At 38.2% G+C, this 16276-nt stretch carries 17 protein-coding genes; 5 read left to right on the forward strand and 12 right to left on the reverse strand.

From position 1 onward, the window contains the following. Positions 1-174 precede the first annotated feature (174 nt). Positions 175-1101 carry a COX15/CtaA family protein gene (locus BFJ97_RS03760; protein WP_068983285.1) on the forward strand — a complete coding sequence of 309 codons (927 nt, stop codon included), beginning with the start codon at positions 175-177 and terminating at the stop codon, positions 1099-1101. Between the two features lie 167 nt (positions 1102-1268). Here BFJ97_RS03760 and pyc read toward each other — a convergent pair whose 3' ends face one another. From pyc to BFJ97_RS03775, 3 genes are read right to left on the reverse strand one after another with little or no spacing between them, the layout of a single operon-like run. After that, entirely contained in the window at positions 1269-4703 is a 3435-nt protein-coding gene (gene pyc, locus BFJ97_RS03765) for a pyruvate carboxylase (RefSeq protein WP_068983286.1), read from the reverse strand. A 12-nt stretch (positions 4704-4715) separates the two neighbouring features. After that, on the reverse strand, positions 4716-5897 hold the full coding sequence (locus BFJ97_RS03770) for an FtsW/RodA/SpoVE family cell cycle protein (RefSeq protein WP_068983287.1): 1182 nt from the start codon (positions 5895-5897) through the stop codon (positions 4716-4718). A 60-nt stretch (positions 5898-5957) separates the two neighbouring features. Then, entirely contained in the window at positions 5958-6239 is a 282-nt protein-coding gene (locus BFJ97_RS03775) for a YlaN family protein (protein WP_004224778.1), read from the reverse strand. A gap of 182 nt (positions 6240-6421) precedes the next feature. Here BFJ97_RS03775 and BFJ97_RS03780 point away from each other — a divergent pair, with 182 nt between their 5' ends. Continuing rightward, the gene (locus BFJ97_RS03780; RefSeq protein WP_068983288.1) at positions 6422-6922 is read left to right on the forward strand and encodes a hypothetical protein; all 501 of its coding nucleotides are present in this window, start codon (positions 6422-6424) and stop codon (positions 6920-6922) included. Positions 6923-6933: 11 nt separating this feature from the next. Then, positions 6934-7137: a YlaI family protein gene (locus BFJ97_RS03785; protein WP_068983289.1), complete on the forward strand. Its 204-nt coding sequence runs from the start codon at positions 6934-6936 to the stop codon at positions 7135-7137. Positions 7138-7395: 258 nt separating this feature from the next. Here the strand turns inward: BFJ97_RS03785 and BFJ97_RS03790 are convergent, their stop codons facing one another. The 5 genes from BFJ97_RS03790 to typA all read right to left on the reverse strand — a co-directional run bounded on the left by BFJ97_RS03790 (position 7396) and on the right by typA (position 12474). Continuing rightward, positions 7396-8184 carry an ABC transporter permease gene (locus BFJ97_RS03790; RefSeq protein WP_083226894.1) on the reverse strand — a complete coding sequence of 263 codons (789 nt, stop codon included), beginning with the start codon at positions 8182-8184 and terminating at the stop codon, positions 7396-7398. After that, positions 8177-8944 (reverse strand): ABC transporter ATP-binding protein, encoded by a 768-nt coding sequence (locus BFJ97_RS03795; protein ID WP_068983291.1) that lies wholly within the window; start codon positions 8942-8944, stop codon positions 8177-8179. Before BFJ97_RS03795 ends, BFJ97_RS03790 begins: the two co-directional genes overlap by 8 nt. Position 8945: 1 nt before the next feature. Beyond that, the gene (locus BFJ97_RS03800; protein ID WP_068983292.1) at positions 8946-9938 is read right to left on the reverse strand and encodes an ABC transporter substrate-binding protein; all 993 of its coding nucleotides are present in this window, start codon (positions 9936-9938) and stop codon (positions 8946-8948) included. Positions 9939-10200: 262 nt separating this feature from the next. After that, entirely contained in the window at positions 10201-10599 is a 399-nt protein-coding gene (locus BFJ97_RS03805; RefSeq protein ID WP_083226895.1) for a YlaH-like family protein, read from the reverse strand. Between the two features lie 30 nt (positions 10600-10629). Continuing rightward, the gene (typA, locus tag BFJ97_RS03810; protein ID WP_068983294.1) at positions 10630-12474 is read right to left on the reverse strand and encodes a translational GTPase TypA; all 1845 of its coding nucleotides are present in this window, start codon (positions 12472-12474) and stop codon (positions 10630-10632) included. 139 nt (positions 12475-12613) lie between these two features. Here typA and BFJ97_RS03815 point away from each other — a divergent pair, with 139 nt between their 5' ends. Further along, positions 12614-12799, forward strand: a complete 186-nt coding sequence (locus BFJ97_RS03815) for a DUF5325 family protein (RefSeq protein WP_068983295.1) — start codon at positions 12614-12616, stop codon at positions 12797-12799. Between the two features lie 41 nt (positions 12800-12840). Here the strand turns inward: BFJ97_RS03815 and BFJ97_RS03820 are convergent, their stop codons facing one another. Together BFJ97_RS03820 and BFJ97_RS03825 are read right to left on the reverse strand one after the other, a co-directional pair. Next, positions 12841-13635, reverse strand: a complete 795-nt coding sequence (locus BFJ97_RS03820) for an inositol monophosphatase family protein (protein ID WP_068983296.1) — start codon at positions 13633-13635, stop codon at positions 12841-12843. 235 nt (positions 13636-13870) lie between these two features. After that, positions 13871-14068, reverse strand: coding sequence for a hypothetical protein (locus tag BFJ97_RS03825; RefSeq protein WP_068983297.1), 198 nt, complete (start codon positions 14066-14068; stop codon positions 13871-13873). Positions 14069-14196: 128 nt separating this feature from the next. Between BFJ97_RS03825 and BFJ97_RS03830 the strand changes: the two genes are divergently transcribed. Further along, complete coding sequence (locus BFJ97_RS03830) at positions 14197-14823, forward strand: YktB family protein (protein ID WP_068983298.1); 627 nt, start codon at positions 14197-14199, stop codon at positions 14821-14823. Positions 14824-14960: 137 nt separating this feature from the next. On the opposite strand, the gene BFJ97_RS03835 is transcribed toward BFJ97_RS03830, so the two are convergent. Next, a complete protein-coding gene (locus BFJ97_RS03835) occupies positions 14961-15248 on the reverse strand; it encodes a UPF0223 family protein (protein ID WP_068983299.1) in 288 nt (95 codons plus the stop codon). Between the two features lie 20 nt (positions 15249-15268). Further along, a complete protein-coding gene (locus BFJ97_RS03840) occupies positions 15269-16228 on the reverse strand; it encodes an NAD(P)H-dependent flavin oxidoreductase (protein WP_068983300.1) in 960 nt (319 codons plus the stop codon). Between the last annotated feature and the right edge of the window lie 48 nt (positions 16229-16276).

Here is a 16276-nt window from a genome sequence, read left to right on the forward strand (position 1 = left end):
TAAAATGAATTGTGAAGGTTAAAGTACGAAATTATGAACAATTTGTGAAATGGAATCGACATCTAATACTCCCTACTCTTTACAAGTTGTTTTTTTCCTGTATTTTCGATATTATCTAGTAGCAGAAACATTACTTTCATGTAATGTTTATAGATAAAGTAGGTGACTCATTTTATGCAACACAACAGGTATATGAAGTGGTTTGCTGTTGCCGCTACAATTGGAATGCTTCTTATTTTATTAGGTGGAGCACTTGTTACCAAAACAGATAGTGGCTTAGGCTGTGGTCGAAACTGGCCTGATTGTAATGGTTCTCTTATTCCAAAAGAAATTACACCAGAAGTCTTAATTGAATTTTCACATCGTCTTGTAACTGGAATTGTATCTATTTCTATTCTTGTGTTAACAATTTGGACATGGCGTAAACTCGGTCATATTCGCGAAGTAAAGTTATTAGGTTTTTTAGCGATGTTTTTCTTAATCGCACAGGCTCTTATTGGAGCTGCTCAAGTATTGTGGGGGCAAGGCGATTTTATACTAGCACTCCACTTTGGGATTTCTCTTATTTCCTTTGCTGCCGTTCTCCTTCTCTCTATGATTGTATTTGAAGTGGATCGGAAATTTGATGCCGATAACGTTTTTATTGGTAAAAAGTTACGTTGGCATACGATTGCTGTCACAATTTATTCTTATTTAGTCGTTTATACAGGGGCGCTTGTTCGCCATACAGAATCTAGCTTAATATGTCCTGACTGGCCATTTTGCAACAATGAAACACCATTCGCACCACTAAATAATATGTATGAATGGGTGCAAATGGGGCATCGATTTGCTGTTCTGATCTTTTCTATTTGGATTGCATACATAACTTGGCACGCTATAAAAGAATATAAAAATCAACGTGTTATTTACTATGGCTGGATTATTGCCTTTATTATAGTAATTTTACAGGTGATTGCTGGTATGTTAGTAGTCCTAACTAAATTGAATTTAACAGTCGCGTTACTACATTCATTATTTATTTCAATATTATTTGGTCTACTTTGCTACATGGTATTGCTAGTTGCACGTAGCGATTATAATGGAAAAAATAAAGAATAATAGAAAAGATTCGCTACATCAGTGGCGAATCTTTTTTATTTATTTAAACGACTTCAATTACAAAGCACTAATGACGTCAAAAAAATGGACAAGTTTCTTACTATAGATAAATAAAAAAGGTTATTAGTATGCTATTAAAGCCATCTAATAACCTTCTTTCGGTTCAATTATTCAATCTCAATTAGCAAATCACCTGTTGAAATGGCGTCGCCTGCACTTGCGTATACTTCTTTTACGACTCCATCTTTCGGTGCTTGAACAGTTGTCTCCATTTTCATCGCTTCAGTAATTAACAAATGGTCTCCACGTTTAACATTACTTCCTTTCGATACGACTACCTTTAAGACCGTACCTGGCATTGTAGCTCCAATTTGGTTTGGATTGCTTGGATCTGCCTTTAATGCTAAACTGCCATCTACTTCAACAGTCATATCTTGAATCACCAACTCACGGGATTGACCATTCAACTCAAAGTACATCACACGTGTTCCGTCATGCTGTGGCTCACCAATCGAAACGAGTTTAATAATCAGTGTTTTTCCTTTTTCGATTTCGACTTCGATTTCTTCACCTAGCTTTAATCCGCAAAGGAAAGTTGGTGTGTCTAATACCGAAATATTGCCGAAAGAGTCCACTGTTTTCGCATACTCTTCAAACACTTTCGGGTACAAAGCATACGCCAGCACATCCTTCTTTGTCACCGGTCTGTTCAATTTTTCCTCCAGTACTGCCTCTAGCTGCTCAAAATTCACAGGTTCTAGTAGCTCACCTGGACGTACTGTAATGGCTTCGCGATCCTTTAACACAACCTGTTGAAGTGCCTCCGGGAAGCCACCATGTGGTTGTCCTAAATAACCCTGGAAGAACTCAATCACAGAATCTGGGAAATCAATGGTTTGTCCTCTTGTCAGTACAGAGCTTTCATCTAAATCGTTCTGTACCATAAATAACGCCATATCACCAACTACTTTTGAAGATGGGGTTACTTTGACAATATCACCAAATAGAAGGTTCACGCGGGAATACATGCGCTTCACTTCCTCCCATCTATCCCCAAGACCAACTGCTTTGGCTTGCTGCTGTAAGTTACTGTATTGACCCCCAGGCATCTCATGGACGTAAATTTCAGAATGTGGGCTAATCATGCCGCTTTCAAAATCCTTATAATATTTACGCACATCTTCCCAGTAGTACGATAGTTTTTCTAGTGCTTCAATATCGGCACGAACCTCACGCTTACTGCCCTTCATTGCATAATACAAGGAGTTTGCACTTGGCTGTGACGTTAAGCCAGCCATCGAACCGAGCGCCGTATCAATGATATCCACCCCTGCCTCGATCGCCTTGGCATATAAATAAATACCATTACCACTTGTATCATGTGTATGCAGATGGATTGGCAAACTTGTCGTCTCTTTTAACTCGGAAATTAAACGATACGCTGCTTCTGGCTTCAATAACCCAGCCATATCTTTTATCGCTAAAATATGGGCACCTGCTGCCTCTAGCTCCTTCGCCATTTGCTTGTAGTATTGGACTGAATATTTTGCCCTCGTATCATCAAAAATATCGCCTGTGTAACAGATTGCTGCCTCGGCAATTTTACCAGACTGACGGGCTGCATCAATCGCTACTTCCATGCCTTTTATCCAATTCAAACTATCGAAAATACGGAACACATCAATGCCCGATGCCGCTGATTCAGCGATAAACTCACGAATTAAATTGTCAGGGTAGTTCGTGTAACCGACGGCATTCGCTCCACGCAGTAACATTTGAAATAACACATTCGGTACTTGTTCACGCAACTTGGCTAGACGCTCCCATGGGTCTTCCTTTAAGAAACGGTACGCCACATCAAACGTCGCGCCTCCCCACATTTCAAGTGAGAAGAAATCATGCATCATGCGTGCTGTTGCATCTGCAATTTCGAACATATCCTTTGAACGTACACGTGTCGCAAGCAGTGATTGGTGTGCATCTCGGAAGGTTGTATCCGTTAATAGCACGTCCTCCTGCTCCAGAATCCATTTCACAAGCCCATCTGCTCCTTGAGCATCTAAAATTTGCTTTGTCCCTGCAGGGGGAACGATTAATTTATCAACTTTTGGGATACTCGGCTGAACAAAAATTGGTTTCGCCTTCTGCTCTACTCCTGGGAAACCATTGAGTGTCACATTACCGATATAGCTTAATAGCTTTGTCCCACGGTCCTTACGCACAGGGAAATTAAATAATTCAGGTGTTGTATCAATAAAGCTAGTATCAAATGCACCCGTTAAAAATTTCCCGTGCGTCACGACATTATTTAAAAATGGAATATTCGTTTTCACCCCACGAATACGGAACTCTTTTAAGTTGCGGTCCATCTTTGCTGCGGCTTCTTTAAATGTCATTCCTGATGTTGAAATTTTCACCAATAGCGAATCATAGTATGGTGTTACAACAGCTCCCTGGAAGCCATTGCCGGCATCTAGGCGAACGCCAAAGCCACCACTTGAACGATACACCATTAGCTTTCCTGTATCCGGCATAAAGTCATTGGCTGGGTCTTCCGTGGTAACACGTGCTTGAATCGCATAGCCAATCATTGGGATATCCGCCTGTTGAGGAATATGGATCTCCTCGCTATGAAGACCGTAACCCGCAGCCACTTTTATTTGAGCATGCACGATATCGACACCTGTAATCATTTCAGTAATTGTATGCTCAACTTGAATACGAGGGTTGACCTCGATGAAATAAAAATCTTCTCCTGCGACTAAAAATTCTACTGTCCCTGCATTTATGTACGAGACATTTTTCATTAGTTGAACCGCTGCATCACAAATACTATTTCTTAAATTTTCTGAAATCGAATGAGATGGTGCGATTTCAACAACCTTTTGATGACGACGTTGTATCGAGCAATCACGCTCATATAGATGGACAATATTGCCTTGTTGATCGCCAATAATTTGGACTTCAATATGCTTTGGCTTAATAATTGCCTTTTCTACATACACCTCATCAGAGCCGAATGCTGCCTTCGCCTCTGATTTTGCACGTTCATAGGAGGAAGCTAGCTCCTCTTGACTATGAACAAGGCGCATACCACGACCACCGCCGCCTAGCGCTGCCTTAATCATAATTGGATAATCATATGTGCTAGCAAAAGCCTCTACCTCCGCTAAATCAGCTACCGGTCCATCTGTACCAGGAATAACAGGAATACCTGCAACAATTGCCTGTTCACGCGCTTTAACCTTATCTCCGAACATATCTAAGTGCAGGGAAGTTGGTCCAATAAAGACAATGCCCTCTTCTTCACATCGACGTGCAAATTCTACGTTTTCCGATAAAAAACCATACCCCGGATGAATCGCATCAACACCCGCATCCTTTGCGATGGCAATAATACCTTCAATATCTAAATAAGCATCGATTGGTTTCTTGCCAGCCCCGACTAAATAGGCCTCATCTGCTTTAAAGCGATGGAATGCCCCACTATCCTCCCGCGAATAAATGGCCACGGTTTGGATATTTAGCTCCGTACATGCACGGAAAATACGAATTGCAATTTCCCCCCTATTGGCTACGAGAATTTTGTTGATTGATTCCATAGATATCCCCCTTTATGATTGTGATTTTTTTCTTTCTACCTTTTCAAACATAGAAACATTAATTAATATTCCCATAGCTAAAGATAGAATAATTATAGATGTCCCGCCATAGCTAATAAAAGGTAGCGTTACACCGGTTAACGGGATTAACCCAGTTACACCCCCAAGGTTAATAAACGTTTGCCAGCCAATCCAGCTCGCAATACCAGCCGCAATCATACGTGCTAGTGGATCTTTTGTGCGCAACGCAATCGAAAATCCTTTATACACAATAAATCCTAGACCACCTAAGACGATTATCACACCCCAAATACCTAGTTCTTCCATTATAATCGCCATAATAAAATCTGTTTGTGGTTCAGGTAAATACCCCAATTTTTGAACGGATTGACCGAGGCCTCTTCCATCTAAACCGCCTCCGCCTATTGCATAATAACTATTTACAACTTGGTGACCCATATCATTTTCATAATCAAATGGATTAAAATAAGATAGTATTCGGCCTTTACGGTTACCCGTTAATAGCTCCCCTTTAAATAACCAAAGCATACCAAGGATAGCTGTACCAAATGCCCCTAATACCCCAAAAAACTTCCAAAATGTTTTAAATGGAATACCACTCGCTGCTACTACAGATACAGCAATGCCACAAAGTATAATGACAGCTCCTAAATCTGTTTCAAACGCTACACAAGCAACAACAAGGATCCAGAGAAATATTGGATAAAAAATTTCTGTCGGTTGTAGCTTTTCAAACGTATATTTTTGTCCTTTCCGATAAAAAGCAGCGGAAAAATATAAAATTATAAATAGTTTCGCATATTCAGACGGTTGAAAATTCCCTAGACCTGGAATGTGTATCCAACTCTGAGAACCTACTTGATCCGCACCATGACCGGCTACTTTTAACCAAGTAAATAGCACGGCAAGAACGACGGTAAGAAACAACATAACATTCTTATTGGCATAATGCTTGTACGGGAAAAATGCGGTCACTAAAAAACCCATAAAAGCTACAGTTAAATTTGTCACTTGCTTTTGATAAAAATAGTCTGGAGCCTGTCCTTCCTTTATAATAGCTACCATCATACTTGAGCTATAAATCATTACTAATCCAAATAAACTTAATAATAGAAAAGTAAAAAATAATGGGTAATCAAAATTTCGTGCATATCTTTTTAAGTATTGTTTCATCGAAAAACCTCATTCTAGAAAAAAAACTCAAATCGCAAATAGCGTTTGAGTTTTTTCTTTTTATTTGTCTGTATACGCGTCGTGCAGTACAGACAGTTCTTTCTCGAGTGAATCGAGAATCTCTTTGCCTTTTTCGCGTTCAATGAGTCCAAGCTTCACAGCAAAGTCAATTTCACGTGAAAGGCCGAACATTTGTGTATCTAATACTTCTTCATATAAAGGGCATTGTGGCATTGTTAAATGATCCATTTGTACTCGAATGAGGCGAGCGATTTTATCTGCATCAGCAACTAAAAGCTCCAAAGCCTTCTCCTGAAAAGAAGTTTGTGATTTCGTATCCATGAGGACGCCCCCATTATCTGATATTTCTTCGATTCTATCTTAATAAAGTTTATCTTTTAGTCGTTAAAATTGCAAGTGTCTTCATTGGAAAATAGAGAAATCAAATTATATTTCTTTATTATATCTAGTCATTAGCGTTATACTATTTCATGGATATACAAGATTTGAGGAGGATTTCTATAATGGAAACAATAATTCCTATCAAGGGCGCAGTTTCATTTCAACTAACGTTAGATCCCACTGTTTGGATTTTCGATGATCGTAAATTAGATTTAAAAACGTACTTCACCTCACAAAAAGTGGAAGAAGATATGGATATAAAATATATGCGTGAAGTCGGTGCGCACTGGTCACGTGAAATTATGGAAGGGGCAACTTTCCCACCAACATTAAAATCCGAACGAAAATTTGACCGTAAAGGGATGGAAACAGGTACTTTCGGTATCGAATTAAGTCACTTCTTGAAAAACGCTGAAATTAAACCAGAAGCGACAACAATCGTCATTGAATGCGAAGGTGGCAAAGAGTGTCCATTTACAATTGAAGAAGCTCATACATTAATTTTGCAATACAGCCAAGATGGGAAGCCTTTACTAGAAGATGGCCCTGTCCATGTATTATTTAGAGACGGTTCAAATGTAGACAACCCTATCAAAAATGTATTAGCTATTCGTGCCGAGTAGGAGGGAATGCAATGCGCGTAAAGTGTGTCATTTGCGATACAATTAACAATTTAGATGATAGTTTACCGTTAGCAAAAAAATTACGCAATCGACCAATTCATACGTATATGTGTGATACGTGCCATGATCGTATTAAAGAAAATACCATTGCACGCGTTGAAACCGGGAATTTCCGTTTTTATCGTACTTCACCACAAATGGATAAAGAGTTTTAACAGCTACTAAAGGAGGTGACCCATTATTTGAGCCACCTCCTTTATGCTGTTGAAAAGCTATTGTGTCAATGAAATTAAAATGTCCTATAAAATAAGATATGCTCTTCGGCAAAACGAGGGGTTGATTGAAGTCATTGTTCATATTATGTAGAAACAAACTGTACGACATTTTATTCTATCGCCTAAAATGTCTTTATATCATAAAAAATAGTATGCCAGATTTCTTCTAGCATACTATTTTATTTCGATTATTAACCATTATTTTTTTATAATCGCCTTCTCAATCAATTCCACAACCTGATACATAATCGTCGCAAAAAAGGCGATGATGAGCAGTGACATAAGCACGAGATTAAAGTTAAATACTTGAAAGCCATAAATAATTAAATAACCAAGACCTTTTGAGGACACTAAAAATTCACCAACAATAACCCCTACCCAAGATAATCCTACGTTTACTTTTAAAGTAGAAATAATTGTTGGGAAGGAGGCAGGCAGAATCACTTCTCTAAATATTTGCCATTTAGTTGCTCCAAAAGTTTGTAATACTTTGCTATAGTTTGGATCTACCCCTTTAAAGGCCGTGTAAACAACAATCGTCGTAATAATAATCGAAATTAAAGCACCCATTGCGATAATCGAAAAATAGCCTGGGCCAAGGGCAACAATTAATATTGGTCCTAGCGCAACTTTCGGCATCGCATTTAAAATAACTAAATATGGATCGAGTACCTTTGACAGCAAAGGTGACCACCACAAAACGCTGGCTATTAATGTCCCTAGTAAGGTACCCGCAATAAAACCAATAACTGTTTCCATTAGCGTGACACCAACATGCAACGTTAACGAACCATCACTTACTTTTTCTATAAACGTTTGCCATACATATGTTGGTGAACTAAAAATTAAACGATCAATCCATCCAAATCTAGAAAGAAGCTCCCACCCTCCAAAAAAAACGAGTAAGATGATAAATTGATATAATCGAACAAAGCGTTTTTCCTTTTTCAACATTTGCTGATACTGTTTAAATAATGTATTATCCAAGGCTCTCCAGCTCCTTCCAAATAGTTTGGAATACATCTGAATATGCCGGATGCTGTCTCACATCAAACGGAGATAGCTTGCGTAATACTTCAGGTATTTCAAAAACTCTATGCAATGAACCTGGATTAGCTGAAAAAAGAAAAACTCGTTCACTCATGGCGATGGCTTCACCAATATCATGTGTCACAAGAATCGCTGTTTTTTGATAGGCCTTTAAGGTTTCAACAACTAAGTCCTCAAGCTTTAATTTTGACTGATAATCAAGTGCCGAAAACGGTTCATCTAGCAGTAAGATTTTAGGATTTACTGCCAATGTCCTCGCAAGTGCTACACGCTGACGCATACCCCCTGATAACTCTCGGGGAAAATTGCTCCCTACATGTGGTAAACCTACTTCTCGCAACAGTGCATTGGCGGTCACTTTATGTGTTTTATTGCTCCGCTCCATAATTTTCAAGCCAATTGTGACATTTTCCTCGATAGTTTTCCAAGGAAACAAATAATCTTGTTGAAGCATGTAGCCAATCAGAGACTGATTTTGTGCTGAAATTTCCTCTCCATCAATGTATACATTGCCTTCAGTAGACGGAAATAAACCCGCAATAATTGATAATAAAGTTGTTTTCCCACATCCACTCGGCCCTATAAAAGATACAAATTCACCTTCACTAATTTCTAAATTGATATTACGTAAAACTTCCTTTGCCTGAGTATTGGAAAAATAGCTATGGTGAATATGTTCTAGTTTTAAAAATCCCATATTACTCAGCAGCCTTTTTAGCAAAAGTTGTATTCACAAGCTTTTCATAATCTACCCGTTGAGGAAGTTCACCTGCTTCCTCCATAATTGTTTGCAAGTTATCCCATTCCTCCTTATCTAGAATGGGATCCGTTGCATAAGAGCCTTGAGACTTATAACGCTCCACTACTGTTTCAATTAAAGCAACATCCACATTTTCAAAATATGGCTGAATGATTTTCGCTACTTCTGCAGCACTCTCTTTCTGTACAAAATCCTGCGCTCGTTTCAATGCGTTTGTAAAACCTTGAACTGTTTTCGCTTCATCCTTCAAATAACTACTTTTGGACATAAACGATGTGTAAGGTATATGACCGGATTCAGTTCCAAATGAAGCAACAATATAGCCTTTACCCTCTTTCTCAAAGATACTCGCTGTTGGTTCAAATAGTTGTACAAAGTCCCCTGTTCCAGAAGCAAAGGCCGTAGAAATATTAGCAAAATCGATGTTTTGAATGAGTGTTAAATCGTTTGTAGGATTGATGCCATGTTTTTTCAGTACAAACTCACCCGCCATTTGGGGCATTCCACCCTTACGTTGCCCTAAAAATGTAGTGCCTTTCAATTGACTCCATGAAAAATTATCCATTTTTTCACGCGCAACTAAAAATGTACCATCTGTTTGAGTTAGCTGTGCAAAATTTTGTATTGGATCATTGGCGCCTTGAAGTGTCACATAAATAGAAGTTTCCGATCCAACTAAGGCAATATCAATGCCATCAGACAGTAACGCCGTCATTGTCTTATCGCCACCTGCAATCGTTTGTAACTCAACAGAAAGCCCCTCATCCTCGAAGAAACCTTTTTCAAGTGCTACATACTGCGGCGCATAGAAAATCGAGCGCGTCACTTCTCCAACTTTGACCTTTTCAAGCTCCGTTTTATTACACGCTGTCAAAGAAAGGAGTAACAAAGCAATAACACTAAATAATAAACCTTTTTTAAGCCAACGCATTCCATTTCCTCCTCGATTGATGAAAATAAGCCTATCAACATTAACTTATTCATATCAGAAGATTTCGGTGCCTATCAATTTAGGTTTGAGAGACACAATCGATTGAAAATGGGTTCCGTAGCCAATCGTTTATATGTAGATGGCTTAAAACGATAAAATTTTTTACGATACCAAATAAAACAGCCTTAGCAAATTAATGCTAAGGCTGTTTTATTACTTAAAAACTCAATACAAGTTTCACGGTATAGGAGCCAAGCTACTCTCATTGATTGGCAGCTTGTTGCTCTTCTCTTTTTTCACGCCACATACGTGTTTTATATACAATCAAAATTAACGCCGCTACAATGAGCCCTTCTACCATTGGAAGATATAATGCAAAAAATGTTAACATAATACACCCTAAAAACAGGAAAATGTAAATAACTATATTTTGTGATAGTTTTAATTTCTTTGCAAAGCCTAGTTTATAAACAAGTGCAGAGAGCAAAAACACTAGAGCAAACAGAACATAACCTGCCATTTCATAGCTAGGTAAGTTTTCATATAAAAAACGCGTAATCCCTGCCATTTTTTCATAGGCATTTGCTGTTTCCTCTACATTTGTCTGTGCAGCAACTTGAATAAAATTCAGTTCACCCAATAAAGCGGACTTTATATCCAAGACTCCTCTTCCTTTCATGTCAGCGGAAAATTATTGTTCTGCGTTACGTAATTTTTTCGCTGCTTTCTCACGTTCGTTTTTATCTAGAATTTGTTTACGAAGGCGAATAGATTCTGGTGTGATTTCTAAGTACTCGTCATCACCTAAGTATTCAAGCGCTTCTTCTAGTGATAAAATACGTGGCTTTTTAATAACATTCGTTTGGTCTTTATTTGCTGAACGGATGTTTGTTTTTTGTTTCATTTTTGTGATGTTTACAGTGATATCAGCGTCACGAGTATTTTCTCCAACGATCATACCTTCGTAAATATCTGTACCTGGCTCCAAGAACAGTGTACCACGGTCTTCAATTTGCATCATACCATAAGTTGTTGATTTACCAGTTTCCATTGAAACTAGTACACCTTGGTGACGGCCACCAATTTTTCCTGGTAATAATGGTTGATAGCAATCGAACGTATGGTTGATAATACCGAAACCTTTTGTCATTGACATGAATTCAGTTGTATAACCGATTAATCCACGAGCTGGTACTAAGAACGTTAAACGAACTTGACCACTGCCGTTGTTCACCATATCAAGCATTTCACCTTTACGTGTACCAATTGATTCAATAATTGAACCAACATTTTCTTCAGGCACATCGATTTGAACGCGTTCGAAAGGTTCACATTTCACGCCGTCGATTTCACGCACGATTACTTGTGGTTTTGACACTTGTAATTCGTAGCCTTCACGACGCATGTTTTCGATAAGGATAGATAAGTGAAGCTCCCCACGACCTGAAACTGTCCAAGCATCTGGAGAATCAGTATCTTCAACACGTAAAGATACGTCTGTTTGTAATTGAGCACGTAAACGCTCTTCTACTTTACGAGAAGTAACCCATTTCCCTTCACGACCTGCGAATGGAGAATTGTTTACTAAGAAAGTCATTTGTAAAGTTGGCTCATCAATACGTAATGGCGTTAGCGCTTCTGGGTGTTCAACAGGGCAAACTGTTTCACCAACGTTGATGTCTTCCATACCTGAAACGGCGATTAAGTCACCAGCTTTTGCTGTCTCAACTTCTTCACGTTTTAAGCCGAAGAAACCAAAGATTTTTGTTACACGGAAGTTTTTCACTGTTCCGTCTAACTTCATAAGAGATACTTGTTGACCTACAGAAATTGTTCCGCGGAATACGCGACCAATACCGATACGTCCAACGAAGTCATTATAGTCAAGTAAAGCTACTTGGAATTGTAATGGCTCTTCTGAGTTATCAATTGGTGCTGGGATAGCTTCGATAATTTTCTTAAATAGACATTCCATATCCGCTTCTTGCTTAGCTGGATCAGCGTCTAAAGAAGCTGTACCATTTACACCTGAAGCATAGACAACAGGGAATTCTAATTGATCTTCATCTGCACCTAGTTCAATGAATAATTCAAGTACTTCATCTACTACTTCTAGTGGACGAGCTGAATCTTTGTCTACTTTATTAACAACAACGATTGGTGTTAAACGTTGTTCTAATGCTTTTTTCAACACAAAACGTGTTTGTGGCATACAACCCTCATACGCATCGACAACTAGTACAACGCCATCTACCATTTTTAAAATACGTTCTACCTCACCACCGAAGTCAGCGTGTCCAGGCGTATCAAGGATGTTGATACGAGTTCCTTCATAGTTTACTGCTGTATTTTTAGCTAAAATCGTAATACCACGTTCGCGTTCAATATCGTTAGAGTCCATTGCACGTTCTTCAACACGTTCGTTTGAACGGAATGTACCTGATTGTTTTAATAATTGGTCGACTAAAGTAGTTTTACCATGGTCAACGTGTGCGATAATTGCGATATTGCGAAGATCTTGACGTAAGTTTGTCATTATTCCACTCCATATTCTTTTTTCGAATGTTTAACTGTGATATTATAGCACAAGAAGGATAGAAATGTCCTTATTAGAATTTACATCATTCTAAAAAAATATATTTAAATTACAAATTTTTCATATAGGAGGCTCGGCTATGAATCGTGCAAAATTCGTAATGGGCATTTTCGCATTAGCAGCTGTTTTAGCAATGTGTTCTATTGGCTATTCTGTAGCAGCTGGTAGTGGTTTTGGTATAATAGCAGGCATTGTGGCTACTTGTGTCATTTTTATGACAGCCTTTAAATTGAAACGTAAACTGCGTGAGCAAGGATTACTTTAATAAGTAAGTAGGAGCCTGTCTAAAATTAGACGGCTCCTTTTTTATTCATAAGGCACAATATATTTTTCTAATAGCTCTTTGTGAATAGAAGGATTGGCAATGATGAAAGTATCCTGATGTAGGAAATCAAAGCTCTCCCCATGTAAATTAGTGGCGATAGCCCCAACTTCCTTAGCAATAATGGTACCTCCAGCAATATCCCATGGCGACAGTCGCATAGATACATAAGCATCTAGTTTACCACTAACAACAAACGCTATTTCCATTGCAGCTGAACCATACGACCGTGTACCACGTACTTTCCGAACCATTTCAATGACTTTTTCATTGTGAATATGTCGATTTGGTGCTACCCAGTGTGCGTTTATACCAATGACCGATTCCTCCATTTTGACTGATTGCAATTTACGTAATGGCGAGTCATTGTACCATGCCCCTTCGCCTGCAATTGCATAAAATAAGTCTTCACGCATTACATCAAATATGTAACCTAGCTTGCCCACCCCATTAATAAAAATACCAATAGAAATCATAAAATGCCGATGTTGTTTAACAAAATTCATCGTGCCATCTATTGGATCAATAATCCATACAACACCTTCTAACGACTCTACTTTTTCTCCCATGCCTTCTTCCCCTAAAATTTTATGGGTTGGATCAAAAGCGCGTATCTTTTCGATAAAAAATAATTCTGTTTCACGGTCAATATTTGTAACAAGGTCATTAGCGCTTGATTTGGTCTCGATCACTAAATTGTATGAAAAGGCATCTCGAATCCGGCTCCCTGCTTCAAATATAATACTTTTCGCAAATTGATCAATTTGTTGTAAATCCATAAAAACCCACCCTTCGAATAGGCACTATGCTTCTAGCCCTTCTTAAAAATACTTGCAACTTATCTTCATTTAAAGATGTGCTAAAGGTTCTCATTCCTCATGATGATGTTAAACACAGCACATAATCTTTTCTTTCCATTATGATATATTGTCTATTTTAACCTTTATAACAATAAAAATCACCTGCTGTCGGAATATTCAGCAAGTGATTTTTCAAATTGGTATGAAAGTTTTATTACGCATAGGCGTGCAAACTTTCAAGTTCCAGTTGAATTTCAGCTAGACGTTTTTTACTTTTGTCAATTTCAATCTCATTTTTTTCATTCATTGCAGAGAATAAAGAGGCCAATTCATAATCTAATTCTAATTGTAGAATGTATTCATATTGCTTTTCAATGTCAACTTTACGTATAATTTTTACGATTGGTTTCATAAAAATCACATCCTTTTTTAAATTTTTTTTTACAAAAACTTATCAATTTTGATAAAGTTCTTGTTATAAGATTTTTTCCCAATTTTCTAATAAAATAAACCTTATAAATCGAAAGGAGTTAAATAAAATTGCCGAAAATTAAATGGACTAATAAAGACTTCAATGTTTTTCAAATAGATGGATTAGACCAGAGAATGGATGCGTTAATTTCATCTGTACGACCAAAATTCCAACTGCTTGGAGAGGATTTTTCTTCCTTCTTTTCAAGTCATCTTGGAGAAGAATTTTATCCTCATGTTGCGAAGCATGCACGAAGAACAGTAAATCCCCCAAACGACAGCTGGGTTGCCTTTGCTCCTTACAAAAGAGGTTATAAATCATTACCTCACTTTCAGATTGGTCTTTGGAGCACGCATTTATTCATCGTCTTAGCTATTATTTATGAAGCTCCTCAAAAAAATGTGATGGCAGAACGTTTAATTGCCAATAAAGCATTGCTTCAACAGCTTCCTAATGATTTTATTGTTTCTGGGGATCATATGTCTCCAACAGCCATCTCCATGCAAGCCGCAAAGGAAGACAAGCTAGATGAATTGCTTATTCGTTTGCGTGATGTTAAAAAAGGTGAGTTTTTAGTCGGCCGACATATTCCAAGAGAACAAGCCATCCAACTGTCAGCTAGTGAACTTTATCAAATTACAGAAGAAACTTTCAATAGCTTACTCCCTATTTATAACATCATTGTTGGAAAATAAAGTTGAAGAAAGTTGAAGTGTTGTGCTTCATCACCATAACGTTAATTGTATGTAGTGTATGCACAGTACTTATTTTTAACACGTTAAACCATAAGATAAAAAAATGTGGACGTGAGAAATACTCACATCCACATTTTTTAACGGCGTTGCTTTGGTACAACTTTAATAATCGTACCATCAGCTGCTTCTTTCGTTTGTTTAATAACAGGGTAACTGACATAACCACTTGCCTCTTCAAATTCACGAAAAATTGATTTTTCCCCAGCTTGTGAAGGAACAATTTCTTTAAAACGACGATATTTCGCCATCATTACTTCACGCTTAATGCCTTTATCATAAGCTTGTTCAATCCCTTCAAAAAATTGAACAACATCGACAATTTCCTCGGTCGACCAATCGATTGAAAATGGATAAGAATATTCCATTAGACATAACCACCTTTATGTTACTGAATCCATTTTACCCGGATACTTTCTGCTTCTGCAACCATTCGAGTGATTAGCTCCTCAACTGTTGGAATATCATGAATCATCCCTGTAACTTGTCCAGCCCAACCAAACCCTTCATCTTTCTCACCATTATAAATAAATCGTTTATTGGCAGTGCCACTAATATAATTTTTCAACGCCTCATACGTTGGTGTCATTTGTTCAATTTCTAAAATCTTTTCGGTAAAACCATTGCGTAACGCTCTTGCTGGAGCCCCAATAGAACGCTTAATAATTGTGGTATCTGCTTCCGAACTTGCAAGTAATGCCTCTTTATAAGCCTCTGATGCATCGATACATTCCTTAGTTGCAATAAAACGTGTACCCATTTCAATTCCCTCGGCTCCTAGTGCATGTGCTGCCATCCATCCTCGCCCATCACCTATCCCTCCAGAAGCAATAACAGGAATTTTCACACTGTCAACAACTTGTGGCACAAGCACCATTGTTCCTACATCATCACGACCAAGATGGCCACCACCCTCTTGGCCAACTACCATCACAGCATCTGCCCCAAGTTGTTCTGCCTTCTGAGCTTGCCTACGTGCAGCTACAAGTACTAATTTCTTAATATCCGTTCCTGCCAATATATCAAAAATAGGTGCAGGATTACCTCCAGTCATCGTAACAACCGGTACCTTTTCTTCCACCGCAACACGCACCATATCCTCATAACCAGTGCCATACATACCAATTGCAAAGTTTACACCAAATGGTTTATCTGTTAATGTACGTACTTTATGAATCTCTGCGCGCAATAAGTCAGGATCTCGTAAACTCATTGCTGTTATTTGTCCCAGCCCTCCAGCATTCGACACCGCTGCTGCTAAATCAGCATATGCTAAATAGGCTAATCCCCCTTGAATAATTGGGTATTTAACATTTAAAAGTTCCGTTACACGTGTATTCCAATTCATAGTACCTCCCCTTTCGTACAATACTAACTTCTCGAAATCATCAAAAAA

The organism is Lysinibacillus xylanilyticus (genome assembly GCF_001708185.1).
GTDB lineage: Bacteria > Bacillota > Bacilli > Bacillales_A > Planococcaceae > Lysinibacillus > Lysinibacillus xylanilyticus_A.